Genomic DNA, 26,071 nt, shown 5'->3' on the forward strand with positions numbered 1-26,071 from the left:
GGGGAGGCGCGTCACTCGAACCGCTCCCCGCCGGCGAAGCGGACGCCGCGGGCCCATTCGGCCGCGCCCATCAGCCGCTTGCCCTGGGGCTGGACCTCGCCCAGCTCCACCGGGTGGGTGCCGGTGCCGACCAGCACGCCGTTCTTGCCGGCGGCGATCTCGCCGGGCGGCAGCGACGCCGCCTCGGGCGCGAGCCGCACCGGGCCGAGCTTCACCCGCTGACCGGCGAACACCGTCCAAGGGCCGGGGGCCGGGGTGCACGCGCGGACCAGCCGGTCCACCCGCATCGCCGGGGCGGTCCAGGCCACCCTGGCGTCCTCGACGTCGATCTTGGGGGCGAGGCTGACGCCCTCGCCGGGCTGCGGGCGGGCCTCCAGCGTGCCGTCCTCGATGCCGTCGAGCGTGGCGAGCAGCAGGCCCGCTCCGGACTCGGCGAGCCGTTCGAGCAGTACGCCACTGGTGTCGTCGGCCTTGACCGGCTCGGTGACCACGCCGAAGACCGGGCCCGCGTCGAGCTCCTTCACGATCCGGAAGGTCGACGCGCCGGTGATCTCGTCGCCGTGCAGGACGGCGTGCTGGACGGGAGCCGCGCCACGCCACGCCGGCAGCAGCGAGAAGTGCAGGTTCACCCAGCCGCGCGGCGGGATGTCCAGCGCCGGCTGCGGCAGCAGGGCGCCGTACGCGACGACGGGACAGCAGTCCGGCGCGATGGCCCGCAGCCGGTCCAGGAACTCGGGGTCACCCGCCTTGGCGGGCCTGAGCACCTCGATCCCCGACTCCTCGGCCAGCTCGGCGACCGGGCTCGGATGGACCTTCCGTCCCCGGCCGGACTGCGCGTCCGGGCGGGTGACGACGGCGGCCACCTCGTGGCGCAGCGAGCCGATCAGAGCGCGCAGCGACGGCAGGGCGGTCGCGGGGGTGCCGGCGAACACCAGGCGCACTACAGCGCCCTTCCGCCGGTCGTGTGGGGCGACACCTTGACGACCGGGGCCGCCAGGCCGCTCCACTCCGCCTCGCGGATGGCCTTCATCGCGAGCTTGCGCTGCTTGAGGTCCATCCGGTCGATGAAGAGCACGCCGTCGAGGTGGTCGGTCTCGTGCTGGAAGCACCGGGCCATCAGCTCGGTGCCCTCGAGTGTGACGGGCTCGCCGTGCATGTCGAAGCCCTTGGCCACCGCCCTGATCGCCCGCGGCGTGGGATAGGTCAGCCCCGGGAAGGACAGGCAGCCCTCCTCTCCCTCCTCGTCGAGCTCATCCGAGAGGTCGAGGGACGGGTTGACGACGTGGCCGAGCTGCTCGTCGACGTAGTAGGTGAACACGCGCAGCCCGACACCGATCTGGGGGGCGGCCAGGCCTGCGCCGGGCGCGTCCATCATGGTGTCGGTCAGGTCCTTGACGAGCTTGCGCAGCTCCTTGTCGAAGTCGACCACCGGCTCCGCCGGAGTGCGCAGCACGGGGTCGCCGAACAGTCGAATCGGCTGGATGGCCAACGGCGGGCTCCGTTCACGTCACAATCTCGCGTCACAGTCTCGGGATCCACCCAAGTCTACGGGCGCGAACGAGCCTTCATCGCCGTCTTCCTGGCCGTCTTGGCGATCAGCGGGTCGGGATGGTGCCTGCCCAGCATCTCCAGCACTGCGAGCGCGTCGGGGTGATCCGTGCGCCCCATCTCGGGCACCAGCGCGAGCAGGTCCTCGCCGAGGATGTCGAAGTGGGCGACGGAGTCGACGGGCGCGCCGAGGTAGAGGAGGGCCGCGAGCGTGTCGACGGCCACCCACGCGCCGTCCGCCTCACTGAGCGCCGGAGCCTCCAGGTCGCGCACGCCCAGCCACGCCGCGGCGTACCGCCACATCATGGGCTCGTCGAGCGCCTCGCGCACGGCCTGCTCGGCCTCCGGGCCGAGCTCCTCCAGCACGGTCCCGGCGGTCCCCCGCTGCGCCGCGTTGCCCGATGCTGCGATCTTGATCAGTTCGCGGGCCGCGTCCTCCGGCACCCGGCGCTCCAGCCAGAGCGTGGCGGCGCTGGCGGACGCCTTTCCCGCGAGCATCGCGTCGATCAGCTCGGCGGCCCCCTGCTCGGCGAACGCGGCGACCTCACCGAGGGAGGGCGCGTCGTGGCCCTCCCTGAGCAGATCGCGCCGCACGGCCCACACGCCGGGGCCGCTGAGCCGGACGAAGTCGCCGGTCACCTCGATCAGGCCGCAGTATTCGAGCAGGCGCATCGCCTCGGACAACTCGCCCGGCAGGGACATCCGCAGCCGCCGCAGCTCAGGCTGGCGCGCCTCGCAGCCGACCTCGTGCGCCTGGAGGATCCCCCCGGCGAGCGACACGAGCGGCATCCCCTCCCTGACGCTGTAGATCGTCGCGAGGATCTCGGTGAGGTGCTCGTCGACCACGGCGGAGCCGGTGAGGCCCTCCTCCGTCCGGTCGAGGACGTCCATCACGACGCCGTCCCAGAACTCCATCGGGTCGGACGTGCCCGGCCCCGGCCGGGCGCCCTGCCGGGTCACCTCGACCAGGCGGCCGTTCACCGCGACCACCCACAGCAGGCGCAGCCGGTCGGCCCGCAGGCCCAGCTCGCGGACGGCGGCCTCGCGGTCGTCCGGGGTCAGCAGGCCGTGCTCGTCGACCTCGCGCGCACCGGTCCATCCGGCCAGGCGCTTCGCGTCCCGCACCAGCGGGATCGCCTCGACCGCCCGGACGAGGTCGTCCTCGGGGGCGAGCTCGACGGGCGGGAACGTGAGCACGTCGCTGTCGGCCATTCCAGCAACTTACTCCACAGCAGTCACCTGATGCCCCGCGAACGAGCCTTGAAGGCCGCTTTCCGGGCGGCCTTCGCCGCCGCCCGGTCGGACAGCGTGTTGCCGAGCAGCTCCAGCACCTCGACCACGTCGGGGTGCTCGACCCGCCACATGTCCTCGATCAGGTGGGGCGGCGGGCCGGACGCCGCGATGTTCTCGGCGAACCCCTCGGGGTCGGCCTCCGCCGCCGGAAGCGCGAGCGCCAGCATGTCGACGCTGACCCACAGGAGCTCCTCGGGCGTGAGCGGAGGCGCGTCGAGCCCCCGGGCCGACAGCCAGTGGATGGCGTGCGGCCGCAGCTCCGCGTCGTCCAGGTACGACCGCACCACCACCGCGGCCTCGTGCCCGAGCCGGTCGACGATCGTCACCGCGATCCCCCGGACCTCCGCCGGAGCCCCCACGACGGCCCCCAGCAGCTCCGAGGCGGCCTGTTCCGGGGTCCGGCGGGACAACCACTCCAGCACGCTCCTGTCGGCCGCCTCGGGCGGCAGGGCGTCCGTGATGAGCCCGGCGATCAGCCCGCTCGCGTCGCCCTCGGCGAGGTCGGGCGCCAGCGGGGCGTCCATGCCCATGCCCGCGTACAGCTCGCGCAGCCCCCACACCCCGTGCGGCGTCAGGCAGAGGCCGTCGTCGCCCCACTGGACCGTTCCCGCGTACGCGAGGCGGCCCAGCGCCTCGTCGAGCCGCCCGAGCGACCGGTCGGCCATGTACTCGCGCAGGTAGTCGGCGAGCGCGTCCATGGGCACCGGCGACTGCAGCCGGTAGAGCAGGTCGTGGACCGCGGGCATGCCCTGGTCGAGGACCTCCTCGCCGGTCAGGGAGGCCTGCTCCTCGATCAGGAACTCCACGGTGGCGGCCCACAGGTCGAGCAGCTCGCCATCAGGCCGCTCCTCCAGCGGGCGGAACGCCGCGTCCGGGACGACCGCGGTGCCCACGACCCGGGCGAGCCCGAGCTGGAGCGCGAGCCGCCAGACCGTCTCCGGGCTCTGGACGCCCAGCTCCCCGGCGACGGCGCGGGCGTCCTTCACCCGCAGCGACCGCCTCACCGTCGTGGTGCGCCCGCCGCCGGCCATCCAGACGACGAGCCGGTGGGCGTCCCGCAGCAGCGGCACCTCCCGCACGCCCCTGGCCACCTGCTCCTGCGGAGGCAGGTGCACGGGGGGCAGCGGCGCGCAGCCCGGGCAGTCGCAGCCCGCCCCGGTGTCCCGCGCGGCGGGCTCCGCGGCGGCGGCGAGGTCGAGCGAGTCGGGCCCGATCGCGCTGAACAGGCTCTTGGCCATGCCGAACTTCGTCGTGTCGGCCAGCGCGCGGGGCATCTCGGGCTCGATATCGTCGATCGTCACCCGCATCCGGGCGGCCGTCTTGATCCCGATCTCACCCGAGTCCAGCAGGAACTCGACCAGCGTACGGGCGGCGGCGACCGTCTCCGGGGCGCTCTCCGGCGGGGCGATCACCTTCCGCGGGTAGATCTCCAGCAGGAGCTCCTCGAACGTAGCCGGCCGGAAGTCGCCGAGCTCGTTCACCTCCAGGTAGTCGCTGGCGTAATCGCACAGCAGACGCACCTCGTCGACGTCGACCTCGACACCCTTCTCGCGCCCCCAGGCGCGCAGGCCGTCGATTGCCCGGTTCACCCATTCGATCGACACAGGGAGACGCTAACGGGTTACTGACAGCATCGCGAATCGGTCACACGAGGTCCAGCGGATCAACATTCACACGCACCACGTCAGCGGCCTTCCGGGCGGACCGCGCCCCGCTCGCGGCCTTGAGCGCCGCCGCCAGCGCGGCCCCCCGGTGGCGGGGGACCCTGATCATGGCCCGCTCCAGCCCGCCCTCCACGGGCACCGGCCCGAGGACCTGGGCGCCGCCGGGCACCCGCGCGTCCGCGACCATCTCACGCACCGCCGCGGCCGGGCCGGTCAGGGCGGCCATCCGCACCGCCGGGGGGAAACCCAGCTCGGCCCGGTCGTCGAGCTCCCGTTCCGCGAAGGTGACCGGATCCCAGCGCAGCAGCGCCTGCACCACCGGGACGCGCGCGTCGGCGAGCACGACGAGCTCGGCGCCGGGCCGGGCGAGCGCGGCGGCGTTCGTCCAGCGCCGCAGCGCCTCCTCCCCCGCCCGCAGGTCGGGCCGCCCGAGCAGGGCCCAGCCGTCGAGCAGCACGACCGCGGCGTAGCCCCCCTCCGGCACCGGCTCCGCGCCGGGCGTCGCCACCACCAGGGCGGGGGCCGGGCCGACGTGGGTGAGCACCCCGTCCCGGCCCGAGGTGCGCACCGCGACCGAGGGGAACGCGCGGCCGAGCTCCTCCGCCGTGCGCCGGGCGCCGACGATCACGGCCCGCACCCGCGCGCTCCCGCAGTGCGGGCAGCGCCAGTCGCCGGCGATGCGCCCGCACCAGCGGCAGTACGGCATGGCGTGCCCGCCGCGCAGCGCGAGCGGCCCCGAGCAGACGGGCCCCGGCGCGCCGCCCTCCCCCGCCGCCCGGGACGCGGCACCGGACCCTCCCCCGGAAGCGACCCGGGCCCTGACGGCCGGGGAGGGGCCGCCGGGGAGCGCGGCGACCTGGGCGGCGGCCCGTACGGCCGGATCGAGGGCGACGGGGGGCAGGCCCGAGCACCGGGCGGGGGCCCGGCAGTGCTGGCAGGCGAGCGCGGGCAGGTAGCCCCTGCGCGGCACCTGCACCAGGACCGGGCCGTGGTCGAGCCCGTGGCGCAGCGCCCGCCAGGCGAGGCTGGGCAGCCGCGCCGCGCGGGCGGCCTCGTCGCGGGCCAGTTCGGCGTCGTCGCCCGTCGGGCGCACCCGGGGCGCCCGCGCCCGCACGACCTCGCGGTCGGGGGTGAGCGGCGCCGCCCAGCCCGTCGCCACCAGGAGCGCAGCCTCCGCCGTGCACGTGTGGCCGCCGGTCAGCATCGCCGCGTCGGCGCGCTGCGCCCGCAGGCCGAGCACCTCCCTGGCGTGGGGGTAGGGCGCGTGGCGGTCGGAGTGGAGATCGTCGCCGTCGTCCCAGATGACGGCGAGCCCGAGGTCGGCCACGGGGGCGAAGGCCGCCGGGCGGTTGCCCACGACGACCTTGATCTCTCCGCGCAGCGCCTTGAGCCAGCGGCGGTAGCGCTCCGCCGGGCCGAGGTCGGCGGTGATCGCCACGTGGGGCGTCCCGGCCAGGGCCTCCGCCACCAGCGCCACGTCCTTGCCGTCGGGGACGACCACGACCGCGCCCCGGCCCCCGGCCAGGGTCGCGCGGACGGCCGCGGCGATGGCGCGGGGCCAGACGGGGCCGTCCGCCCCGATCCCGGGCAGGGCGGTCCACACGGCGCGGGGCGACCGGCCGTCCGCCAGCGCGGCGAGGAACGACGGCCCCGCGGGGTAGGCGCTCCAGGGGTCGCCGTCCGCCGCCTGCGCCGTCTCCTCCCCCGGGACGCGCGCGGGCGTCCTCGCCTCGGCCTCGACCCGGGCGTGCCGGGGCGGTACGGCCAGGCGCAGGACGTCGGACATCGTGCCCGCGTAGCGGTCGGCCACGGAGCGGGCCAGGCCGGCGATCTCCGGAGTGAGCACGGGCTCGGGCGAGACCACCCGTTCGAGGAAGGCCAGCCGCCCGGTGTGCTCGCTGACGGCCGCCCGCTCCAGCAGGAACCCGTCGGCGAGCTGGCCGCCGAACCTGACCCGCACCCGGCAGCCGGGCACCGCTTGCGCGTCGAGCGAGTCGGGCACGAGGTAGTCGAAGGGACGGTCGAGGTGCGGCAGCGGGGTGTCGACCACGACCCGCGCGACCGGCAGCGACTCCGCCGCCTCCCTGGCGCCCTTCGCCGCACGCGGACGCGGGCGGCCGGAGGCGGCCGGAGGGGACTGCTCCGGCGCGGGGAGGAGCGCCTCCTGCGGATAGGGTGCGCTGGTCGGCTCGGTCACGTCTACGTCCTACCAGACGCGGCGGGCCACGAGGGCAGGCGAACCGTTGGCGGTGGATGGACGATGGGAAACAGGGGCGGCGAGGTCCCCGTCTGGCTGCGCGAGACCGAGGCGGAGGGGCGCTGGACGGCCGCGGCGGCCGTCGTCCTGGTGATCCTGATCCACGTCTGGCTGCCGGACCCGCTCGACATCCAGCCTCCGTGGCTGATGCCGGTCCTGGAGTCGGCCCTGCTCGTTGGCCTCGTCGCGGCCAACCCGATCACGCTCAGCCGGGAGAGCCGGCTGATCCGGGTGGCCAGCATCGCGCTCATCGCGGCGATCAGCGCGGCCAACGCCTGGATCATCGGCCGCGAGGTGCTGCGGCTGGTCAACGGTGTGGAGCACGACCCGGTACGGCTGCTCTCCACCGGGGCGGCCGTGTGGGTGATCAACGTTCTGCTGTTCGCGTTGTGGTACTGGGAGCTCGACCGCGGCGGCCCGGTCGCCCGGGCCAAGGGCCGCGGGACCTCCCCGGCCTTCCTGTTCCCGCAGATGACCGAGCCGAGCCTGGCCCAGCCGGGCTGGCGGGCGACCTTCCTCGACTACCTCTACCTGGCCTTCACCAACGCGACCGCGTTCAGCCCCACCGACGTCATGCCGCTCAGCCGCTGGGCCAAGGCCGTCATGATGGTGCAGTCGGCGCTGTCGCTGGTGATCGTGGCCCTCGTGATCGCGCGCGCCATCAACGTCCTGGGGTGACACGCGACGGCGCCCGCCGGTGAAGGCGGGCGCCGTTCCCGCGTCAGAGACCCGCGGCCTCGCGCAGGGCGTCGGCCCGGTCGACCGACTCCCAGGAGAAGCCCTCACGGCCGAAGTGGCCGTACGCGGCGGTCTCCGCGTAGAGCGGCCGCAGCAGGTCGAGGTCGCGGATGATGGCGGCCGGGCGCAGGTCGAACACCTGGAGGACGGCGGTCTGGATCGTGTCGACCGGCACCTTCTCGGTGCCGAAGCACTCCACGAACAGGCCGACCGGCTGCGCCTTGCCGATGGCGTAGGCGACCTGGACCTCGCAGCGGTCGGCGAGGCCGGCCGCGACGACGTTCTTGGCCACCCAGCGCATGGCGTACGCCGCGGAGCGGTCCACCTTGGACGGGTCCTTGCCGGAGAAGGCGCCGCCGCCGTGGCGGGCCATGCCGCCGTAGGTGTCGATGATGATCTTGCGTCCGGTCAGCCCGGCGTCGCCCATCGGGCCGCCGATCTCGAACCGGCCGGTCGGGTTCACCAGGAGCCGGTAGCCCTCGGTCTCGATCTCCAGGTCGGCCAGCACCGGCTCAACCACGTGCTCGCGGATGTCCGGCGCGAGCATCTCCTTGAGGTCGATCTCCGGCGCGTGCTGGGTGGAGACGACCACGGTGTCGAGGCGGACCGGCCGGTCGCCGTCGTACTCGATGGTGACCTGGGTCTTGCCGTCCGGCCGCAGGTAGGGCACGGTGCCGTTCTTGCGGACCTCGGACAGGCGCTTGGCCATCCGGTGCGCGAGCATGATCGGCAGCGGCATCAGCTCGGGGGTCTCGCGGCAGGCGTAGCCGAACATGAGGCCCTGGTCGCCGGCGCCCTGACGGTCGAGGTCGTCGTCGCCCGCGCCCTCGCGGTGCTCGTAGGCGGCGTCGACGCCCTGCGCGATGTCGGGCGACTGCGCGCCGATGGAGACCGAGACGCCGCAGGAGGCGCCGTCGAAGCCCTTGTGGGAGGCGTCGTAGCCGATCTCCAGGATCTTCTCCCGGATGAGGGCGGGGATGTCGATGTAGGTCTCCGTCGTCACCTCGCCGGCGACGTGGACCTGGCCAGTCGTGATCAGAGTCTCGACGGCGACCCGGCTCCTGGGGTCGTCCTTGAGCATTGCGTCGAGAATCGCGTCACTGATCTGGTCGGCGATCTTGTCCGGGTGGCCCTCGGTGACCGACTCGGAGGTGAACAGGCGACGGGACAACTCAGGGCTCCTCATGCAGCGGCTGCTGACGTCTCAGAAGCGGCCCTCGCCGGGCCCCCGACGGGGGGATCCGGCCTGCCGGGCCGCTCATGTGCTCAGGTGAGTGTAGCCGTACGGGGTGCGGCGCGGCGAAGCCGTACGGCCCCTGGCGTCGCCGCGCGGCGGATCACAGATCGGGCAGGGGATCTCTCGGCAGGTCTCCCGGGGAGAACGCCTCCGCGTCGGCCGCGGCGATCACCGCGGCGTATTCGTCGGCGACCTCCAGCACCATCCCCCCGAACTCGATCCGCGGGCCCACGCCGAACTCGACGGGGCCGAGGCGGGTGCGGCGCGGGTAGGTGGCCCACACGCCGTTCGGCTCGTCGCGCCGGAACGTCTTCGTCGACAGCACGGTGATCGAGTGGTCCGTCACGACGACCAGCAGGCTGATCGTGGCCGGGGGCGGCAGCGCGAGCGCGGGGAACACGTATCGGATGTCCTCTCCCGGGCCGAGCATCGCCCTGCAGCGTTGCCTGATGACGGCGGACACCGGCATGACGCTTCGCTCCCTCGCAAGGCACGTCCACGGCTGGGGGCGCGGCGGGCGTCACCGGGCCCGCGCCGGGGAGTGCGGGTCAGGTGAGGCGTTCCGCCACCAGATCCCACACTACGTCGGCGAGATCCTCTTTGGGACCCCGAGGGATCTCCACGTCGCCCCCGCCCGCGATCAGCACGACGGCGGCGTTGTCGGGCCGGCCGAAGGCGAGGCCGCGGCCCACCTGGTTGACCACGAGCAGGTCGCAGCCCTTGCGTTCCAGCTTGGCCCGGCCGTTGGCGAGGACGTCGTCGGTCTCCGCGGCGAACCCCACGATCACCCGCGGGTACGGCGCCGGGCCCTCGGCGGGGCCCGCGGCGGCCCGGCGCGTCTCGCCGAGCTCGGCCAGGACGTCCGGGTTGCGCACCAGGCGGATCGGCTCCGGTTCGCCGGCCGACTTCTTGATCTTGGTGTCGCTCTCCCGCGCGGGCCGGAAGTCGGCGACGGCGGCGGCCATGACGACGGCGTCCGCGTGGGCCGCCGCGGCGAGCACGGCGTCGCGCAGCTCGCGGGCCGACTCGACCCTGACGACCTTGGCCCCGGCCGGATCGGGCAGGGCCACGTTGGCGGACACGACGGTGACCTCCGCGCCCCTGGCGACCGCGGTGCGGGCCAGCGCGTATCCCTGGAGACCGGACGAGCGGTTGCCGATGAACCTGACCGGGTCGATCGCCTCCCGCGTGCCTCCCGCGGACACGACGACGTGCCGCCCGGCGAGGTCGCGGGCACGGCCGGCCAGCACGGACCGGCAGACCTCGAAGATCTCGGCGGGGTCGGGCAGGCGGCCCGGCCCGGTGTCGGCCCCGGTGAGGCGCCCGACGGCCGGCTCTATCACGATCGCGCCGCGCTCCCGCAGCAGGGCGACGTTGGCCCGGGTGGCGGGGTGTTCCCACATCTCGGTGTGCATCGCGGGCGCGAACACCACCGGGCAGCGGGCCGTCAGCAGGGTGCCGGTGAGCAGGTCGTCGGCCCGCCCGTGGGCGGCCCTCGCCAGCAGGTCGGCGGTGGCGGGGGCGACGACGACGAGGCCGGCTCCCTGCCCGATCCGCACGTGCGGCACCTCGTGGACCGACTCCCAGACCTCGGTGGTCACCGGGTTGCCCGACAGCGCCGCCCACGTCGGCTCGCCGACGAACCTCAGCGCGTCGCGGGTGGGGACCACCCGCACGTCGTGGCCGGACTCGGTGAACAGGCGCAGCAGCTCGCACGACTTGTAGACGGCGATGCCCGCGCCGACACCCAGCACGATCGATGTCATCGCGACGCTGTCGTAGTGGCGCCGGTTACGGCGGCGTTGGCCATGGTGACGACCCCTCAGCCCGTCGCGGCGGGCCCGTACGGCCCGCCGGCGCACCGGGCGCGGCGGGTCAGCCCTCGATGGGCTCGGAGGTGAGCAGGCCCTCGCTGACCTCGCGCAGCGCGATGGACAGCGGCTTCTCCTGCGCGTGGGTCTCGACCAGCGGACCCACGTACTCCAGCAGGCCCTCGCCGAGCTGGGAGTAGTAGGCGTTGATCTGGCGCGCCCGCTTCGCACCCATGATCACGAGGCTGTACTTGCTGTCGACGATGTCGAGGAGCGTGTCGATCGGCGGGTTGGTGATGCCTTCCGCGTATGCGGCGCTGCTTGCCACGTCGTGATTCCCCTAGCTAGGTGAGTTTCCCATCAAGGTTATCAGCCGGTGGCACACGTCCTTGACGGATGTGTTGACCAGGGTGAGGTCGAACTCCGTCTCGGCGGCCAGCTCCTCGCGCCCCACCTCGAGACGGCGGGCGATGACGTCCGGCGGCTCCGTGCCCCGGCCGCGGAGCCTCCGCTCCAGTTCCTCCCAGCTCGGCGGGGCCAGGAAGACGAGGAGTGCCTCGGGCATGCTGCACCGCACCTGCCGCGCGCCCTGGAGGTCGATTTCCAGCAGCGTCGGCACCCCGGCGGCCAGCCGTTCCAGCACGGGACGGCGTGGCGTGCCGTACCGGTTGCCGGCGAACTCGGCCCACTCCAGCAGCTCGCCGGAGGCGATCAGCCGGTCGAACTCGTCGTCGCCGGCGAAGTAGTACTCGACGCCGTGCGTCTCGCCCGGACGGGGCTTCCGGGTGGTCACCGAGACCGACAGCCACACCTGCGGGTGGGACCGCCGGAGCTCGGCGACGACCGTGGACTTGCCGACACCCGACGGACCGGACAGGACCGTCAGGCGCCGGTTCCGGGGCGAGGAGTCACCGCTGTCCGCCCGGACCCCGCTGGATGTGGCTGCCTCGTGGGCCCGGTCTCCAGCGGAACAGGACATGTCGGTCACTCTCTCCCCCCGTGGAACGTTCGCGCGAAACCGAGATCAGTTCTCGGCGCCGCCGAACTCGCGCTCCAGAGACGCGCGCTGGTTGGCGCCGAGACCCCGCACGCGGCGGGACTCGGCGATGCCCAGGCGCTCCATGAGCTGCTTGGCGCGGACCTTGCCGACGCCAGGGAGCGACTCCAGCAGAGCCGAGACCTTCATCTTGCCGATGACGTCGTCGGTCTGCCCATCCTTCAGCACCTCAGCCAGAGAAACCGCGCCGTGCTTGAGCCGGTTCTTGACCTCGGCACGCTCCTTGCGTGCCTTGGCAGCCTTCTCAAGAGCTGCGGCGCGCTGCTCGGGGGTCAGGGGAGGAAGAGCCACGCCGGGTCACCTCGAATTTCTTGTCGATGTACTCGGACGGGAGGGGAAACTAGCTGGTCCATGCCCCATTCGGCAACGTCAAGCCTTGTTTCTCTGACTACAAAATTGATTTTACTACTTTTGGTAATGGAAAAGTCACCCGCTGTAGATCAAAACGGCCTCATCAGCCATGCGACCGGGATGACGCTGGGTAGCGGGCCCTACCGGGCCGAGGCCGGCTCAGGGCCGGGCCGGGGCCGGGTCAGGCGCGCACGCGGCGGAGCGCGGCGGCGATCGCCGCGGCCGCGGCGCCCGGGTCCGGCGCCCCGGTGATGGGGCGGCCGATCACCAGAAGATCGGCCCCGTCCCCCAGGGCGGCCTCCGGAGTCGCTACCCTGGCCTGGTCCTGGGTGTCGGCTCCGGCGGGCCGCACGCCCGGGGTGATGAGCATCACGTCCGGGCCGACCTCCGCCCGCACCGCGGCGACCTCCCGCGGCGAGCAGACCAGCGCCTGGGCCCCCGCCCCGACGGCTACGGCGGCCATACGCCGCGCCGCGTCCTCCGGGGCGCCCGGGATGCCGATCGCGCGCAGATCGGCCTCTGACAGCGACGTGAGGAGCGTCACGGCGGCGATCTTCGTGTTCGGGGCGGACTCCACGGCCGCCTTGATCATGGCGGGCCCGCCCGCCGCGTGCACGGTCAGGATCGTGGGCTTCAGCCGGGCGACCGCGCGGGCGGCTCCGGCGACGGTGTTGGGGATGTCGTGCAGCTTCAGGTCGAGGAAGACATGCACGCCGCTCGCGCCGCGGACCGACGCGATCACGTCGGGGCCGTAGCGCAGGTACAGCTCGAGCCCGACCTTGACCGTGGAGACGTGCGGCGTGACCAGGCCGGCCCAGCGGGCGGCGGTCTCCAGGTCGGGGGCGTCGAGGGCGACCGCGATGGGAGCGGGCGTCGTCACAGGGAACTCTCCTCAAGATCGGTTCTTGTGCGTTGCTGAGACCCCGCGGGGCGGTGCGCCAGCCCCACGGCGTCAGCCAGCCGGTCCAGCCCGCGCCGCTGCAGGAGCTCCTCCAGCTCCCTCAGGATGCGCGGGCAGGCGTACGGGTCGTTGAACAGGGCGGTGCCCACCGCCACGGCGCAGGCGCCGGCCAGGATGAGCTCCAGCGCGTCCCTGCCGGTCGTCACGCCGCCCATGCCGACGATCGGGACGCCGGGGAGGGCCGCGTGCACCTGCCACACGCAGCGGACCGCCAGGGGCCGCACGGCGGGCCCCGACAGGCCTCCCGTGCCGGCGGCCAGGGCGGGGCGCATCGTGTCCACGTCGATGCTCATCCCGACCGGTGTGTTGATCATGGCGAGCGCGTCCGCGCCGCCGTCCACGCAGGCGCGGGCGACCGCCACCACGTCGGCGACGTCGGGGGACAGCTTGGCGATCACCGGCACGTCGTACCGGGTCGCCGCGCGGACCGACGCGATCACCTCGGCGGCCGCCGACCCCTCCCTGGCGAAGACCCGGCCGCGGTCCTCGATGTTGGGGCAGGACAGGTTCACCTCGATCGCGGTGATGCCCGGCACGTCGGCCAGCCGCCGCGCCAGCGCCGCGTACTCGGCCGCCGTCCCACCGCCGATCGACACCACGATCCGCGTCCCGCGCTCCACGAGCCACGGCAGCTCGTGCTGGAGGAACGCGTCGACCCCCGGCCCCTGCAGGCCCACGGCGTTCAGCAGCCCGGACGGCGTCTCCGCCATCCTGGGGGTGGGCCGGCCCGCCCGCGGCGCCATCGTGATCGAGCGCGTGGTGAAGGCGCCCAGCCGGGCGACGTCGGAGAACTGGGCCAGCTCGCGGCCCGTGCCCCCGCAGCCGGACGCCGTGAGCACGGGGTTGGGCAACTCCACATGAGCGAGGTAGGCGCGGAGATCGGCTCCTATGACCGTTCACCCCGCCCTCGGTCAGGCATGCCGTCCCCCGGGCGCGCCGAGGGCGTCGAACGGGATCGTCCCGACGTCCTCGAAGCGGACCCGCTCCCCCCGGAAGGCCGGCCCGTCCGTGCAGGCGCGCACCATCCGGGTCACGCCGTCGTCGCCGATCACCGGCAGCACGCAGGTCATGCACACCCCGATGCCGCAGGCCATCCGCTCCTCCACGGCCACCTGCACCGGGATGTCGAACTCCACCGCCACGGCCGTCACGCCGCGCAGCATGTCCATCGGCCCGCACGCGTAGACGGCGTCGGCCCGCGCGTCCGCGATCACACCCGGCAGCACGTCGGTCACCTTGCCGCGCATGCCGAGCGAGCCGTCCTCGGTGGTCAGCGTCGTCGTCTCGCCCATCCTGCGGGCCCGCAGCGCGCCGAACACGCGGTCGGCGCTCGGCGCGCCCAGCACGAAGTCGACGCGGCAGCCGCGCGCCTGCAACGCGTCCGCCAGGGCGAACAGCGACGCGGAGCCGTACTCGCCGCCCACCAGGACGCAGGTGCACGGGTCGCGCGGCAGCGGGAACGGCCGCCCGAGCGGGCCGACCAGGTCGAGCGTGTCGCGGGCCCGCAGGTCGGCCAGCCAGGCCGTCCCCGGGCCGCGCACGCCGAAGACCAGTTCCACCGTGCCACCGTAGTCGGGCTTGACGTCGTGGACGGCGAAGGCCCGCCGGGTGAGCATCGAGGTGTTCGGCCCCCCGACCGAGGCCGTGACGAAGTGGCCGGGCCGGCACCGGTCGGCGATGCCCGGCGCGACGACGGTGAGCGCGTGGTAGGCGTCCACCCTGCGCGTCGTCAGCACCGTGCCCGTCACCTGCACCGGACTGCCGGCCACCGTTCCCCTTTCCGCCGCCCGCGGCGCCCGCTAGTCGCGCAGGCGGCGCGCGTGTTCCTGGAGTGACCGTACGCCGATGTCGCCCCTGACGATGTGCTGGATGCCCTGGACGGCCGCGGCGAGTCCCTGCACGGTCGTGATGCACGCGATGCCGCGCAGCACGGCGGCCGTGCGGATCTCGTACCCGTCCAGCCGGGGGCCGGCGTGACCGGGGCTGTCGAAGGGCGTGTTCACGATGAGGTCCACCTCGCCGTCGAGGATGCGCCGGACGATCGTCGGCTCGCCGTCGGGCCCCGTGCCGTCACTGTGCTTGCGCACGATCCTGGCACGGACGCCGTTGCGGCGCAGCACCTCGGCCGTGCCCTCCGTGGCGAGGATCTCGAAGCCGAGGTCCGCCAGCGCCTTCACGGGGAAGACGGCGGCCCGCTTGTCCTTGTTCGCGATGGACACGAACGCCCGGCCCTTGGTCGGCAGCGGGCCGTAGGCCGCCGCCTGCGACTTGGCGTACGCCGTGCCGAAGAACTCGTCGATGCCCATCACCTCGCCGGTGGAGCGCATCTCCGGCCCGAGGATCGTGTCGACCCCGCGGAACCGGTTGAACGGCAGCACGGCCTCCTTGACGGCGATCGGGGCGTCCAGCGGCAGCGTGCCGCCGTCGCCCTCGGCCGGCAGCATCCCCTCGGCCCGCAGCTCCCGCACGGTCGCGCCCATCATGACGCGGGCCGCGGCCTTGGCGAGCGGCACCGCCGTCGCCTTCGACACGAACGGCACGGTACGGCTGGCCCTGGGGTTGGCCTCCAGGACGTACAGGACCCCGGCGGCGATGGCGTACTGGACGTTCAGCAGGCCGCGCACCCCCACTCCCCTGGCGATGGCCTCGGTGGCGGAGCGGATCCGCTTGATGTCGAAGGAGCCCAGCGTGATCGGGGGCAGGGCGCAGGCCGAGTCGCCGGAGTGGATGCCGGCCTCCTCGATGTGCTCCATGACGCCGCCGAGGTACAGCTCCTCGCCGTCGAACAGGGCGTCCACGTCGATCTCGATGGCGTCGTCGAGGAACCTGTCGATGAGCACCGGGTGCTCGGAGGCCGCCCTGGACATGTACGTGTCGAGGGTGTCCTCGTCGTACACGATGGCCATGCCGGCGCCGCCGAGCACGTACGACGGACGGACCAGCACCGGGAAACCGATCTCCTCGGCGACCTCGCGGGCCTCGGCCACCGTGCGGGCGGTGCCGTGCCGGGGCGCGAGCAGGCCCGCCTCGGCCAGCACCCGGCCGAACGCGCCCCGCTCCTCGGCGAGGTGGATCGACTCGGGCGAGGTGCCGACCACGGGCACCCCGGCGTCCTTGAGCGCCTGCGCGAGGCCGAGCGGGGTCTGGCCGCCGAGCTGCACGATCACCCCGGCGACGGGCCCGGCCTGCTGCTCGGCGTGCACGACCTCCAGCACGTCCTCCAGGGTGAGCGGCTCGAAGTAGAGCCGGTCGGAGGTGTCGTAGTCGGTGGAGACGGTCTCCGGGTTGCAGTTGACCATGACGGTCTCGTAGCCGGCCCTGGCCAGCTCGAACGACGCGTGGACGCAGGCGTAGTCGAACTCGATGCCCTGGCCGATCCGGTTGGGCCCGCTGCCCAGGATGATCACCTTGGGCCGGTCGCCCGGCGGCACCTCGCTCTCCTCGTCGTACGCCGAGTAGAGGTACGGCGTGCGGGCGGCGAACTCGGCGGCGCAGGTGTCGACCGTGTTGTACACCGGGCGGACGCCGGCGGCGTGCCGCGCCTCCCGCACCTCGGTCTCGCCGACGCCGAGGATCTCGGCGATCTGGACGTCGGCGAAGCCGAACCGCTTGGCCCGCGCGAGCGTCGGGCCGTCCAGCGCGGTGATCGAGCGGGCGGCCTCGTCGATGGCGAAGAGCTGGTCGACGAACCAGGGGTCGACCGCGGTGGCCTCGTTGAGCTGCCCGGGCGTGGCCCCGGCCCGGATCGCCTGCTGCATGGTGCGCAGCCGCCCGTCGTGCGGGGTGCGGCAGTCCCGCAGCAGCGCGTCCAGGTCGCCGGGCTCGCCCGCCCAGCTGAAGGACGAGTCCTTCTTCTCCAGCGACCTGAGGGCCTTCTGGAGCGCCTCGGGGAACGACCGGCCGATCGCCATCGCCTCGCCGACCGACTTCATGTGCGTGGTCAGCGTGCGGTCGGCCCCCGCGAACTTCTCGAACGCGAACCGCGGCACCTTGACCACGACGTAGTCGAGCGACGGTTCGAACGACGCCGGGGTCTCCTTGGTGATGTCGTTGGGGATCTCGTCGAGGGTGTACCCGATGGCGAGCTTGGCCGCGATCTTGGCGATCGGGAAGCCGGTGGCCTTCGACGCCAGGGCCGACGACCGGGAGACCCGGGGGTTCATCTCGATGACGATCATCCGGCCGGTCGCCGGGTCGACGGCGAACTGGATGTTGCACCCGCCGGTGTCGACCCCGACCTCGCGGATGACCGCGATCGCGACGTCCCGCATGTTCTGGTACTCGCGGTCGGTCAGCGTCATGGCCGGGGCGACGGTCACGCTGTCGCCGGTGTGGACGCCCATCGGGTCGATGTTCTCGATCGAGCAGACGATCACCACGTTGTCGGCCCGGTCGCGCATGACCTCGAGCTCGTACTCCTTCCACCCGAGGATCGACTCCTCCAGGAGCACCTCGGTGGTCGGCGACGCGTCGAGCCCGGCGCCCGCGATGCGGCGCAGCTCCTCCTCGTCGTGGGCGAAGCCGGAGCCCGCGCCGCCCATTGTGAAGCTGGGGCGGACGACGACCGGGTAGCCGAGCTCGGCGGCGCCCCGCAGGCACTCGTCCATGGAGTGGCAGATCACGCTGCGGGCGGACTCCGCGTTCAGCCCGTGCTCGGCGGCGACCTTGGCGACGATCTCCTTGAACCGCTCGCGGTTCTCGCCCGCCTGGATCGCGTCGATGTCGGCGCCGATGAGCTCGACGCCGTAGCGCTCCAGCACCCCCGCCTCGTGCAGCGCGACGGCCGTGTTGAGGGCCGTCTGCCCGCCCAGGGTGGGCAGCAGCGCGTCGGGCCGCTCCTTGGCGATGATCTTCTCGACGATGTCCGGGGTGATCGGCTCGACGTACGTCGCGTCGGCGAACTCCGGGTCCGTCATGATCGTCGCGGGGTTGCTGTTGACCAGGACGACCCGGAAGCCCTCGCCGCGCAGCACGCGGCAGGCCTGGGTGCCCGAGTAGTCGAACTCGCACGCCTGGCCGATCACGATCGGGCCGGAGCCGATCACCAGGACCGACTCGATGTCCGTACGCTTAGGCACCGTTGGCCCCCTTGCCGGTCGTCGTCATCAGCTCGCAGAACTCGTCGAACAGGTACGCCGCGTCGTGCGGCCCGGCGGCCGCCTCCGGGTGGTACTGCACGCTGAACGCCGGGCGGTCCAGCAGGCGCAGCCCCTCCACGCAGTCGTCGTTGAGGTTGACGTGGCTCACCTCGGCCCGGCCGTACGGGGTCTCGAAGGGGCCGTCGAGCGGCGCGTCCACGGCGAAGCCGTGATTGTGCGCGGAGATCTCGACCTTGCCCGTCCTGCGGTCCTGGACCGGCTGGTTGACCCCGCGGTGGCCGTACCGCAGCTTGTAGGTCCCCAGGCCGAGCGCCCGGCCGAGGATCTGGTTGCCGAAGCAGATTCCGAAGAACGGCCGGCCCTCGGCGAGCACCCCGCGCAGGGCGTCCACCGCGTAGTCGGCCGTCGACGGGTCGCCCGGCCCGTTGGAGAAGAACACGCCGTCCGGGTCGAGGGCGAGGATGTCGGCCGCGGTCGCGCCGGCCGGCAGGACGTGCACCTCGCAGCCCCGCTCGGCCATCCGCCGCGGGGTCATCGCCTTGATGCCGAGGTCGACGGCGACGACCGTGAACCGCTTGCGGCCCACCGCCGGCACGACGTACGGCTCGGCCACGCTGACCTGCCTGGCGAGGTCGGCGCCCGCCATTCCGGGCGACCGGCGCACGCGCTCGACCAGTTCCTCCACCGGGCCCGCCCCGTCGCCGGAGAAGATCCCGGCGCGCATGGCGCCGCGTTCGCGCAGGTGGCGGGTGAGGGCGCGGGTGCCCGGCATGGCGATGCCGACCACACCCTGGTCGCGCAGGTAGTCGTCGAGCGTCCGGGTGGAGCGCCAGTTGGACGGGATCCGGGCCGGCTCGCGGACGACGTAGCCCGCGACCCACACCCGGCCCGACTCCGGGTCCTCCTCGTTCACTCCCGTGTTGCCGATGTGCGGCGCCGTCATCGCGACGATCTGCCGGTGGTACGAGGGATCGGTGAGGGTCTCCTGGTAGCCGGTCATGCCGGTGTTGAAGACCATCTCGCCGAACGTCTCGCCCAGGGCGCCGTACGGCGTCCCCTCGAAGACGCGGCCGTCCTCGAGGACGAGCAGGGCGGTCATACGAGCTTCCCTTCCAAGACGGTGGGGGTGCCGCGCAGGAACGTGGCCACGACGCGGCCCGGCAGAGTCATCCCCTCATACGGCGTGTTGCGGCTGCGGGACGCCATCGAGCCCGGGTCGACCGGCTGCCGGGCCGACGGGTCGTACAGCGTGATGTTCGCGGGGGCCCCCGGCTCGATCGGGCGGCCGTGCGCCGCCAGGCGGCCGATCCGCGCCGGTCGGACGGACATGCGGTCGGCCACGCCGGCCCAGTCGAGCAGGCCGGTCTCCACCATGGCCTCCTGCACCACGGACAGGGCCGTCTCCAGCCCGATCATGCCCATGGCCGCGGCGCCCCACTCGGTCTCCTTGTCCTCGACCGGGTGGGGGGCGTGGTCGGTGGCCACGCAGTCGATCGTGCCGTCCGCCAGCGCCTCGCGCAGCGCCCGCACGTCGTCCTGGGTGCGCAGCGGCGGGTTGACCTTGTAGATCGGGTTGTACGGCCCGAGCGGGGAGCTCTCCGCGAAGGCGTCGGTCAGCAGCAGGTGGTGCGGGGTGACCTCGGCCGTGACGTCCCAGCCCTTCGACTTGGCCCAGCGGATGATCTCCACGGAGCCCGCGGTCGAGACGTGGCACACGTGCAGCCGGGAGCCGACGTGCGCGGCGAGCAGGCAGTCGCGGGCGATGATCGCCTCCTCGGCGACGGCCGGCCAGCCGGTCAGCCCCAGCCGCCCGGAGACCTCTCCCTCGTTGAGCTGCGCGCCCTCGGTCAGCCGCGGCTCCTGGGCGTGCTGGGCGACCACGCCGCCGAACGCCTTGACGTACTCGAGCGCCCGGCGCATCAGCACGGCGTCGGAGACGCATTTGCCGTCGTCGGAGAAGACCCGGACACGGGCCGCGGAATCGGCCATCGCGCCGAGCTCGGCGAGCTGCCTGCCCTCCAGCCCGGAGGTGACGGCGCCCACCGGCTGCACGTCGCAGTGGCCGTACTGCCGGCCCAGCCGCCAGACCTGCTCGACGACGCCGGCCGTGTCGGCCACCGGGGAGGTGTTGGCCATGGCATGGACGGCGGTGTATCCGCCCACGGCGGCGGCCTGGGTGCCGGTCTCGACGGTCTCGGCGTCCTCCCGGCCCGGCTCGCGCAGGTGGGTGTGCAGGTCGACGAGGCCGGGCAGGGCGATCAGGCCGTCGGCGTCGACCGTGAGGCCGGCGGCGGTCCCGGACAGGTCGCCCAGTTCGGCGACGACGCCGTCCCTGATGAGGATGTCGCGCGGCTCGCCGCCGAGGACGCGGGCGCGCCTGATGAGCACGGTGGTCACAGCTCTCCCCCGAGGACCGGTCTCGCCGGCGTCTCGTTCGTTGTCTCGTTCTGTCTCTGGTCCGGTGACGTGTCCGGTGACGTGTCCGGTCTCTCGCTTGGCGGTGCCGCCGGGGCTCACTCGGCGCCTCCGATGGCGGGCTCGGAACCGCCGAGCAGCAGGTAGAGCACGGCCATCCGTACGGTGACCCCGTTGGCGACCTGCTCCGTCACGGTCGAGCGCCGGGAGTCCGCGACCTCGGCCGAGATCTCCATGCCCCGGTTCATCGGTCCGGGGTGCATGACGATGGCGTCGTCGTGCAGGCGGGCGAAGCGGTCCCGGTCGAGCCCGTAGCGGCGGCTGTACTCCCGGGCCGAGGGGAAGTAGGCCGCGTTCATCCGCTCCAGCTGCACCCGGAGCATCATCACGACGTCCGACTTCGGCAGGACGGCGTCGAGGTCGTAGGAGACCTGGCACGGCCACGTCTCGACCGACACCGGCAGCAGGGTCGGCGGCGCGACAAGGGTGACCTCCGCCCCCAGCGTGTGCAGCAGCAGGACGTTCGAGCGGGCCACCCTGCTGTGCAGCACGTCGCCGACGACGGCGACCTTGAGGCCCTCCAGGCGGCCGAGCCGCCTGCGCATGCTGAACGCGTCGAGCAGCGCCTGGGTCGGGTGCTCGTGGGTGCCGTCGCCGGCGTTGACCACGCTGCCTCTGACCCACGTGGCCAGGCGGTGCGGGGCCCCGGAGGCGGGGTGCCTGATCACCACGGCGTCGGCGCCCATCGCCTCCAGGGTGAGCGCGGTGTCCTTGAGCGACTCGCCCTTGGACACGCTCGACCCCTTGGCCGAGAAGTTGATCACGTCGGCCGACAGGCGCTTGGCCGCGGCCTCGAACGAGATGCGGGTGCGGGTGGAGTCCTCGAAGAAGAGGTTGACCACCGTGCGGCCGCGGAGCGTCGGCAGCTTCTTGATGGATCGTTCCGACACTCTGGCCAGTTCCTCGGCGGTGTCGAGGATGAGCAGGGCGTCGTCCCTGGACAGGTCGCCCGCCGAGATCAGGTGCGACTTCATCGGGCGTCCTCCTTGGAATCCCCGGAATGCTGGGTGTCCCTGGCGGCGTCCTCCCTGATGAGCACGACGGCGTCGCGCCCGTCCGTCTCCTCAAGGAAGACCTTGACCTTCTCGGTCTTGGAGGTCGGCAGGTTCTTCCCGACGTAGTCGGCGCGGATGGGCAGCTCGCGGTGGCCGCGGTCGACGAGCGTCGCGAGCTGCACGGCACGGGGACGGCCCACGTCGTTGAGCGCGTCGAGCGCGGCGCGGACGGTGCGGCCGGAGTAGAGCACGTCGTCGACCAGGACGACGGTCCGCCCGTCGACGCCTTCGGCCGGCAGCTCGGTCCGGCCGAGCGGACGCGCGGGCCGCATCCGGAGATCGTCGCGGTACATCGTGATGTCGATGGCGCCGACGGGGACCTTGACCCCCTCGAACTGCGCGATGCGCTCGGCGATGCGGCGCGCCAGGGTGGCGCCGCGCGTGGGGATGCCGAGGAGGACGACGCTCTGCGCGCCCTTCGTACGCTCAAGGATCTCGTGAGCGATCCTGGTCAGTGCCCGGTGGATGTCCGGCCCCTCCAGGACGGCACGGGCCTGATTTCGGGCGTCAGACATGGAAAAATCACCACCTTTCCCGCCTCACAGGACGGGTCTTTAAAGGGTGTCTGGCTGCTCAAGGCTATCAGCCGCCTCCCGGCTGCCCCGGACCCCCCACCGCCTGGCCCGATGTGGACGCGGAGGGCGCGTTCCCGGCGGGATGCCGCATGCCGGAGAGTGTCGGGGATTTCAGGGAGGGCACTGTTTGGAGCTCTTTTTTCCAATCAGCTTGACCTTTGGGAGTGACGGCTTTACCGTCACTGTGCGTAACCACAACACGCGACCTTCCTGGGTAAAACCCGACGCAACGGTCACCGAAGGTGCCTGTCGGGGCGCCAACCCCGGTGTTCGGAACACTTAGGACAAGGACGCACAATCAAGTGAGAAGAGACATAGAAAGCCGGGGGCCACACGATGCCGTCTGACTACGCCAAGTCGCTGGGCGCACGCCTACGCGCCATCCGCACCCAGCAGGGCCTGTCCCTGCACGGTGTCGAAGAGAAGTCGCGGGGCCGGTGGAAGGCGGTCGTCGTGGGCTCGTACGAGCGTGGCGACCGAGCGGTGACCGTGCAGAAGCTCGCCGAGCTCGCCGATTTCTACGGGGTTCCGGTGTCGGAGCTGCTGCCGGGCGGGGCGGCCCCCAGCCCGCTGGCCCCGGCGCCGAAGCTTGTCATCGACCTGGAGCGGCTGGCCCAGTTGCCGAAGGACAAGGCCGGTCCGCTGGCCCGTTACGCCGCCACGATCCAGAGCCAGCGCGGCGACTACAACGGCAAGGTGCTGTCGATCCGCCAGGAGGACCTGCGTTCCCTCGCGGTCATCTACGACAAGTCGCCTGTGGAGCTGACCGAGGAGTTCATCAGCTGGGGCGTGCTCGACTCGGAGGCCCGCCGGGCCGTCGAGTCCTTCTGACGCGCGTCTCCCCGGCTCACCGCTCCCGGAGTTCCGGCCCCCGTCTCCGGGGCCCGTTCTCCGGGAGCGCGACTGAATCCTCTCCTGCGGGGATATGCAGGAGATGAGGTTCTACGTGGGGTCTGAGGTGGGAACGCTCCGCCGGGTGCTCGTGCACATCCCCGAGCTGGCCCTCAAGCGGCTCACCCCCCGCAACAAGGACGACCTGCTGTTCGACGACGTGCTCTGGGTGCACCGCGCGGTGGAGGAGCACGAGGAGTGGCGCCGGACGCTCACCCGGAACGGGGTCGAGGTCCATCTCCTGGGCGACCTCCTCGAGGAGACGATCGCCGTGCCGGAGGCCCGCAAGCACATCCTCGACGGCAGCGTCGACGAGCGCTGGTTCGGCCCGGTCGCCGCCGACGCCATCAGGAACACCCTCGACTCACTGGACGACGCGACACTCGCCCCGTTGCTGACGGGCGGGGTGACCAAGCGCGAGATCATGGAGCTGGGCTGCTCCTCCGCCTCGGTCACCATGCGGACGCTCGCGGCGGACGACTTCGTCCTCCCGCCGCTGCCCAACCACCTGTACGCGCGGGACACCTCCTGCTGGGTCTACGACGGCGTGTCCGTCAACGCCATGCGCAAGAAGGCGCGCAGGCGGGAGACGGTGAACTACGAGGCCGTCTACCGGTGGCACCCCCTGTTCGCGCCCGGCTACGACCGGGGCGCCGGCGGCGGCTACCACGTGTGGTATCGCGGCACGGAGATGGCCCCGGCGACCATCGAGGGCGGCGACGTGCTGGTGCTCGGCCGCGGCGCCGTACTGGTCGGGATGAGCGAACGGACCCAGCCGCAGGCGGTGGAGACCCTCGCCATGAACCTGTTCCGGGCCGGCTCGGCCGCCCGGATCGTGGCGCTGGACCTGCCGAAGGCCAGGGCGTTCATGCACCTCGACACCGTGATGACCAACGTGGACGTCGGGGTGTTCACCAAGTACGCCGGGCTCGGCATGCTGCCGTCGTACACGATCGAGCCGGGCGACACCGACAAGGAGCTCAAGGTCACCGGCCACCCGCCGGAGGACATGCACCGGGCGATCGCCCGCGCGCTGGATCTGGACGACATCGAGGTCCTCACCCCTGTCCAGGACGTCCACTCGGCCGAGCGCGAGCAGTGGGACGACGGGTGCAACGTGCTCGCGCTGCGGCCCGGAGTGGTGGTCGCCTACGAGCGGAACACGACGACCAACAACCACCTGGCCGCACGCGGCATCGAGGTGATCACGATCAGGGGCGGCGAGCTCGGCCGCGGCAGGGGCGGTCCCCGGTGCATGAGCTGCCCGCTGGAGCGCGACGACGCCTGAACGACCCGCCGGTCCGGGGCGTCAGCCGGCCATGGGCAGGGCGGACTGGCCGGGCACGCCCAGGATCGACTCCACCTCGCCCACGAACCGGTCCGCCTCGACGATCAGCTCGTCGGCGTCGGTGGAGGTGACGACCCGCACCATGCCGGCCTCGGCCGCCGCACGCTTGGTCGCGCTCACCGCGAAGTAGGCGGCCCAGTCGGCGAGCTTGGGCTCCGCCTCGGGGAGCAGCTCCCACGCGCTGCGCAGCCGCCTGCGCCGCCCGTCGAGCGGCCGCGGCCGGGCCGCGAGGATCCCGGCCGCCGCCCGGAGGGCCGCGAGGTGAGCGGCGACATACCTGTCCGCCGGGGTCGGCCCGGCGGAGGCGTCCGCGAGGCACGCCCTGGCGTCCGCGAGATGCGCCAGGACCGTCTGCGAAAGCCGCGGTCCGCCGCGCTGGTCCGCGTTGGGTTCCGTCATGCCCGCCTCCTTGAGTCGTGGCATCCGGCGGCGATCGCCGGTGACGTCACAGTCGCAGACCGCACCGACAATTCCGCCGGACGGGCTATTCCCCCGTACGCGGGGACGCCCGGCTCCGTCAGGCCTCCGCGGGCGGCCGGACGAGGAGCTTCCCCTCTCCCCGTCCAGCCCACGCCGCGGACCGTGCCGCATTCGTCTCGGCCGACGACGAGAGCACGGCTCCGTTGGAGTGGGCGCCGGCCGCGAGTCCCGCGCCCACTCCATCGAACATAGATTCGATCATGACTCCTGTCAAGGATTTCCACGAACAAGGGTTCGATGTCGGGGTCGATAAAGCATCCCGGAACAACCGAAACCCCCACGCAATACGTCGCGTGGGGGTTGAGGTCAGGCCGGGGAGGCGGGGCTCAGCGCACGAAATGCCCCCGGACATGAACCGGCACGCCCTTGCCCAGCAGGCCGGGCAGGATCCGGGCGACGTTCATCGGCAGCCGGACGCAGCCGTGCGAGGCCGGATAGAGCGGCACCGACAGCGCGCCGTGCAGGGCGATGCCGCCGTTGAAGAAGATGGGGTTGTACAGCTCTCCGAGGTAGGACCGGTGCCAGCCGCTGACGCGCCAGGTGGTCTTGAAGTCCCCCGTGGGCGTGCGCGCGCCGCCGCTGAACCGCTGCCGCTTGCCGTTCCACACGGCGTACTCGGTGTAGGGGATGCCGCTGCCGCTGGAGATGTGGCTGATCAGGCGGGGCACCCCGTTCCGGTACAGCACCATGAGCTGTTTGGTCAGGTTCACCTCGACACGGTCGGGCCTGCCGCCCGGCACGAGGACCTTCGGCGCCTTCGGGTGCTCCAGGGCCTGCCAGGTGGCCCGCGTGACCGTGCTGGCCGGCCGGAGGCCCTGCGCCTTCTGGAACGCCCACACCGCCGTCACGGTGCCGCCGCCGTACTGGCCGTCGACCGAGCCCGGGACGTATCCGAGCTGCTTCAGCCGGGCCTGCAGCGCCTTCACCGCCGTGCCCTTGGCGCCCAGCCTGAGCGTCTTGTACGGCGCGGTGAACGGCGGGTACGCGGGCGTCGCCGCCCTCTGGAGCCCGGCCGGAAGACCGGCCGGCGCGCTGACCGGCACACCGGCGGGCACACCGGCGGGCAGGGCCGCGGCGGGGATGCTCGCCAGGGCCGTCCCGGATCCCGCGGTCAGGGCGCCCGTCACGACGCCGGCCGCGACGAGCGCGGCGGCCGCCGACTGCCGTAATGCCCTCATCCTGACCAACCTCTCATCTGTCTCAAGCACGGACCAAGCGCGATTCAAGGGAC

The 26,071-nt window shown here is 72.8% G+C and carries 24 protein-coding genes; 3 read left to right on the forward strand and 21 right to left on the reverse strand.

Translation table 11 applies throughout. From position 1 onward, the window contains the following. Window positions 1–11 precede the first annotated feature (11 nt). Genes fmt through JOL79_RS01115 form a run of 5 tightly spaced genes read right to left on the reverse strand, consistent with a single transcriptional unit; the run spans window position 12 to window position 6,702 of the window. On the reverse strand, window positions 12–941 hold the full coding sequence (gene fmt / locus JOL79_RS01095) for a methionyl-tRNA formyltransferase (RefSeq protein WP_210153693.1): 930 nt from the start codon (window positions 939–941) through the stop codon (window positions 12–14). Next, a complete protein-coding gene (def, locus tag JOL79_RS01100; RefSeq protein ID WP_210153694.1) occupies window positions 941–1,489 on the reverse strand; it encodes a peptide deformylase in 549 nt (182 codons plus the stop codon). The genes fmt and def overlap by 1 nt, the downstream gene beginning before the upstream one ends. Window positions 1,490–1,545: 56 nt before the next feature. Beyond that, window positions 1,546–2,760, reverse strand: a complete 1,215-nt coding sequence (locus tag JOL79_RS01105; RefSeq protein ID WP_210153695.1) for a hypothetical protein — start codon at window positions 2,758–2,760, stop codon at window positions 1,546–1,548. 23 nt (window positions 2,761–2,783) lie between these two features. After that, entirely contained in the window at window positions 2,784–4,445 is a 1,662-nt protein-coding gene (locus JOL79_RS01110) for a hypothetical protein (RefSeq protein WP_210153696.1), read from the reverse strand. Between the two features lie 40 nt (window positions 4,446–4,485). Further along, the gene (locus tag JOL79_RS01115) at window positions 4,486–6,702 is read right to left on the reverse strand and encodes a primosomal protein N' (protein ID WP_210153697.1); all 2,217 of its coding nucleotides are present in this window, start codon (window positions 6,700–6,702) and stop codon (window positions 4,486–4,488) included. Window positions 6,703–6,765: 63 nt separating this feature from the next. Here JOL79_RS01115 and JOL79_RS01120 point away from each other — a divergent pair, with 63 nt between their 5' ends. Beyond that, on the forward strand, window positions 6,766–7,440 hold the full coding sequence (locus tag JOL79_RS01120) for a DUF1345 domain-containing protein (protein ID WP_210153698.1): 675 nt from the start codon (window positions 6,766–6,768) through the stop codon (window positions 7,438–7,440). 43 nt (window positions 7,441–7,483) lie between these two features. Here the strand turns inward: JOL79_RS01120 and metK are convergent, their stop codons facing one another. The 14 genes from metK to pyrR form a co-directional block, all read right to left on the reverse strand. Beyond that, entirely contained in the window at window positions 7,484–8,671 is a 1,188-nt protein-coding gene (gene metK / locus JOL79_RS01125) for a methionine adenosyltransferase (RefSeq protein WP_210153699.1), read from the reverse strand. Window positions 8,672–8,837: 166 nt separating this feature from the next. Beyond that, complete coding sequence (locus JOL79_RS01130) at window positions 8,838–9,206, reverse strand: hypothetical protein (protein ID WP_210153700.1); 369 nt, start codon at window positions 9,204–9,206, stop codon at window positions 8,838–8,840. Between the two features lie 79 nt (window positions 9,207–9,285). After that, window positions 9,286–10,503, reverse strand: coding sequence for a bifunctional phosphopantothenoylcysteine decarboxylase/phosphopantothenate--cysteine ligase CoaBC (coaBC, locus tag JOL79_RS01135; RefSeq protein ID WP_210153701.1), 1,218 nt, complete (start codon window positions 10,501–10,503; stop codon window positions 9,286–9,288). Window positions 10,504–10,612: 109 nt separating this feature from the next. Then, window positions 10,613–10,876: a DNA-directed RNA polymerase subunit omega gene (gene rpoZ / locus JOL79_RS01140; protein WP_210153702.1), complete on the reverse strand. Its 264-nt coding sequence runs from the start codon at window positions 10,874–10,876 to the stop codon at window positions 10,613–10,615. 12 nt (window positions 10,877–10,888) lie between these two features. Continuing rightward, entirely contained in the window at window positions 10,889–11,527 is a 639-nt protein-coding gene (gene gmk / locus JOL79_RS01145; protein WP_210153703.1) for a guanylate kinase, read from the reverse strand. 45 nt (window positions 11,528–11,572) lie between these two features. Then, window positions 11,573–11,896, reverse strand: coding sequence for an integration host factor, actinobacterial type (gene mihF, locus JOL79_RS01150; RefSeq protein WP_169978578.1), 324 nt, complete (start codon window positions 11,894–11,896; stop codon window positions 11,573–11,575). A 241-nt stretch (window positions 11,897–12,137) separates the two neighbouring features. Further along, on the reverse strand, window positions 12,138–12,836 hold the full coding sequence (pyrF, locus tag JOL79_RS01155) for an orotidine-5'-phosphate decarboxylase (protein ID WP_210153704.1): 699 nt from the start codon (window positions 12,834–12,836) through the stop codon (window positions 12,138–12,140). After that, complete coding sequence (locus JOL79_RS01160; protein WP_210154157.1) at window positions 12,833–13,807, reverse strand: dihydroorotate dehydrogenase; 975 nt, start codon at window positions 13,805–13,807, stop codon at window positions 12,833–12,835. Before JOL79_RS01160 ends, pyrF begins: the two co-directional genes overlap by 4 nt. A gap of 21 nt (window positions 13,808–13,828) precedes the next feature. Continuing rightward, entirely contained in the window at window positions 13,829–14,686 is an 858-nt protein-coding gene (locus JOL79_RS01165) for a dihydroorotate dehydrogenase electron transfer subunit (protein ID WP_307848224.1), read from the reverse strand. Window positions 14,687–14,716: 30 nt separating this feature from the next. Beyond that, entirely contained in the window at window positions 14,717–17,995 is a 3,279-nt protein-coding gene (carB, locus tag JOL79_RS01170) for a carbamoyl-phosphate synthase large subunit (protein ID WP_210153705.1), read from the reverse strand. Continuing rightward, window positions 17,988–19,115, reverse strand: a complete 1,128-nt coding sequence (carA, locus tag JOL79_RS01175; RefSeq protein ID WP_210153706.1) for a glutamine-hydrolyzing carbamoyl-phosphate synthase small subunit — start codon at window positions 19,113–19,115, stop codon at window positions 17,988–17,990. The genes carB and carA overlap by 8 nt, the downstream gene beginning before the upstream one ends. Beyond that, complete coding sequence (locus JOL79_RS01180; protein WP_210153707.1) at window positions 19,112–20,413, reverse strand: dihydroorotase; 1,302 nt, start codon at window positions 20,411–20,413, stop codon at window positions 19,112–19,114. The genes carA and JOL79_RS01180 overlap by 4 nt, the downstream gene beginning before the upstream one ends. A 116-nt stretch (window positions 20,414–20,529) precedes the next feature. Continuing rightward, window positions 20,530–21,465: an aspartate carbamoyltransferase catalytic subunit gene (locus JOL79_RS01185; protein ID WP_210153708.1), complete on the reverse strand. Its 936-nt coding sequence runs from the start codon at window positions 21,463–21,465 to the stop codon at window positions 20,530–20,532. After that, window positions 21,462–22,061, reverse strand: coding sequence for a bifunctional pyr operon transcriptional regulator/uracil phosphoribosyltransferase PyrR (gene pyrR / locus JOL79_RS01190; RefSeq protein ID WP_210153709.1), 600 nt, complete (start codon window positions 22,059–22,061; stop codon window positions 21,462–21,464). The genes JOL79_RS01185 and pyrR overlap by 4 nt, the downstream gene beginning before the upstream one ends. Window positions 22,062–22,457: 396 nt before the next feature. Here pyrR and bldD point away from each other — a divergent pair, with 396 nt between their 5' ends. Next, window positions 22,458–22,952 (forward strand): transcriptional regulator BldD, encoded by a 495-nt coding sequence (gene bldD / locus JOL79_RS01195; protein ID WP_210153710.1) that lies wholly within the window; start codon window positions 22,458–22,460, stop codon window positions 22,950–22,952. 103 nt (window positions 22,953–23,055) lie between these two features. Further along, window positions 23,056–24,300, forward strand: coding sequence for an arginine deiminase (locus JOL79_RS01200; protein WP_210153711.1), 1,245 nt, complete (start codon window positions 23,056–23,058; stop codon window positions 24,298–24,300). 21 nt (window positions 24,301–24,321) lie between these two features. Here the strand turns inward: JOL79_RS01200 and JOL79_RS01205 are convergent, their stop codons facing one another. Together JOL79_RS01205 and JOL79_RS01210 are read right to left on the reverse strand one after the other, a co-directional pair. Beyond that, window positions 24,322–24,759: an SAV_6107 family HEPN domain-containing protein gene (locus tag JOL79_RS01205; RefSeq protein WP_210153712.1), complete on the reverse strand. Its 438-nt coding sequence runs from the start codon at window positions 24,757–24,759 to the stop codon at window positions 24,322–24,324. Window positions 24,760–25,166: 407 nt separating this feature from the next. Beyond that, window positions 25,167–26,018, reverse strand: coding sequence for a L,D-transpeptidase family protein (locus JOL79_RS01210; RefSeq protein WP_210153713.1), 852 nt, complete (start codon window positions 26,016–26,018; stop codon window positions 25,167–25,169). Between the last annotated feature and the right edge of the window lie 53 nt (window positions 26,019–26,071).

The sequence above is a fragment of the Microbispora oryzae genome (genome assembly GCF_017896165.1).
Taxonomy (GTDB): Bacteria; Actinomycetota; Actinomycetes; order Streptosporangiales; family Streptosporangiaceae; genus Microbispora; species Microbispora oryzae.

Bases quoted from the DNA above. Each gene is read 5' to 3' on its own strand.
- JOL79_RS01105 (WP_210153695.1), bottom strand. From the start codon at position 2,760: ATGGCCGACAGCGACGTGCTCACGTTCCCGCCCGTCGAGCTCGCCCCC.
- JOL79_RS01120 (WP_210153698.1), top strand. From the start codon at position 6,766: ATGGGAAACAGGGGCGGCGAGGTCCCCGTCTGGCTGCGCGAGACCGAG.
- JOL79_RS01130 (WP_210153700.1), bottom strand. From the start codon at position 9,206: ATGCCGGTGTCCGCCGTCATCAGGCAACGCTGCAGGGCGATGCTCGGC.
- coaBC (WP_210153701.1), bottom strand. From the start codon at position 10,503: ATGACATCGATCGTGCTGGGTGTCGGCGCGGGCATCGCCGTCTACAAG.
- gmk (WP_210153703.1), bottom strand. From the start codon at position 11,527: ATGTCCTGTTCCGCTGGAGACCGGGCCCACGAGGCAGCCACATCCAGC.
- carA (WP_210153706.1), bottom strand. From the start codon at position 19,115: ATGACCGCCCTGCTCGTCCTCGAGGACGGCCGCGTCTTCGAGGGGACG.
- JOL79_RS01185 (WP_210153708.1), bottom strand. From the start codon at position 21,465: ATGAAGTCGCACCTGATCTCGGCGGGCGACCTGTCCAGGGACGACGCC.
- pyrR (WP_210153709.1), bottom strand. From the start codon at position 22,061: ATGTCTGACGCCCGAAATCAGGCCCGTGCCGTCCTGGAGGGGCCGGAC.
- bldD (WP_210153710.1), top strand. From the start codon at position 22,458: ATGCCGTCTGACTACGCCAAGTCGCTGGGCGCACGCCTACGCGCCATC.
- JOL79_RS01200 (WP_210153711.1), top strand. From the start codon at position 23,056: ATGAGGTTCTACGTGGGGTCTGAGGTGGGAACGCTCCGCCGGGTGCTC.
- JOL79_RS01205 (WP_210153712.1), bottom strand. From the start codon at position 24,759: ATGACGGAACCCAACGCGGACCAGCGCGGCGGACCGCGGCTTTCGCAG.
- JOL79_RS01210 (WP_210153713.1), bottom strand. From the start codon at position 26,018: ATGAGGGCATTACGGCAGTCGGCGGCCGCCGCGCTCGTCGCGGCCGGC.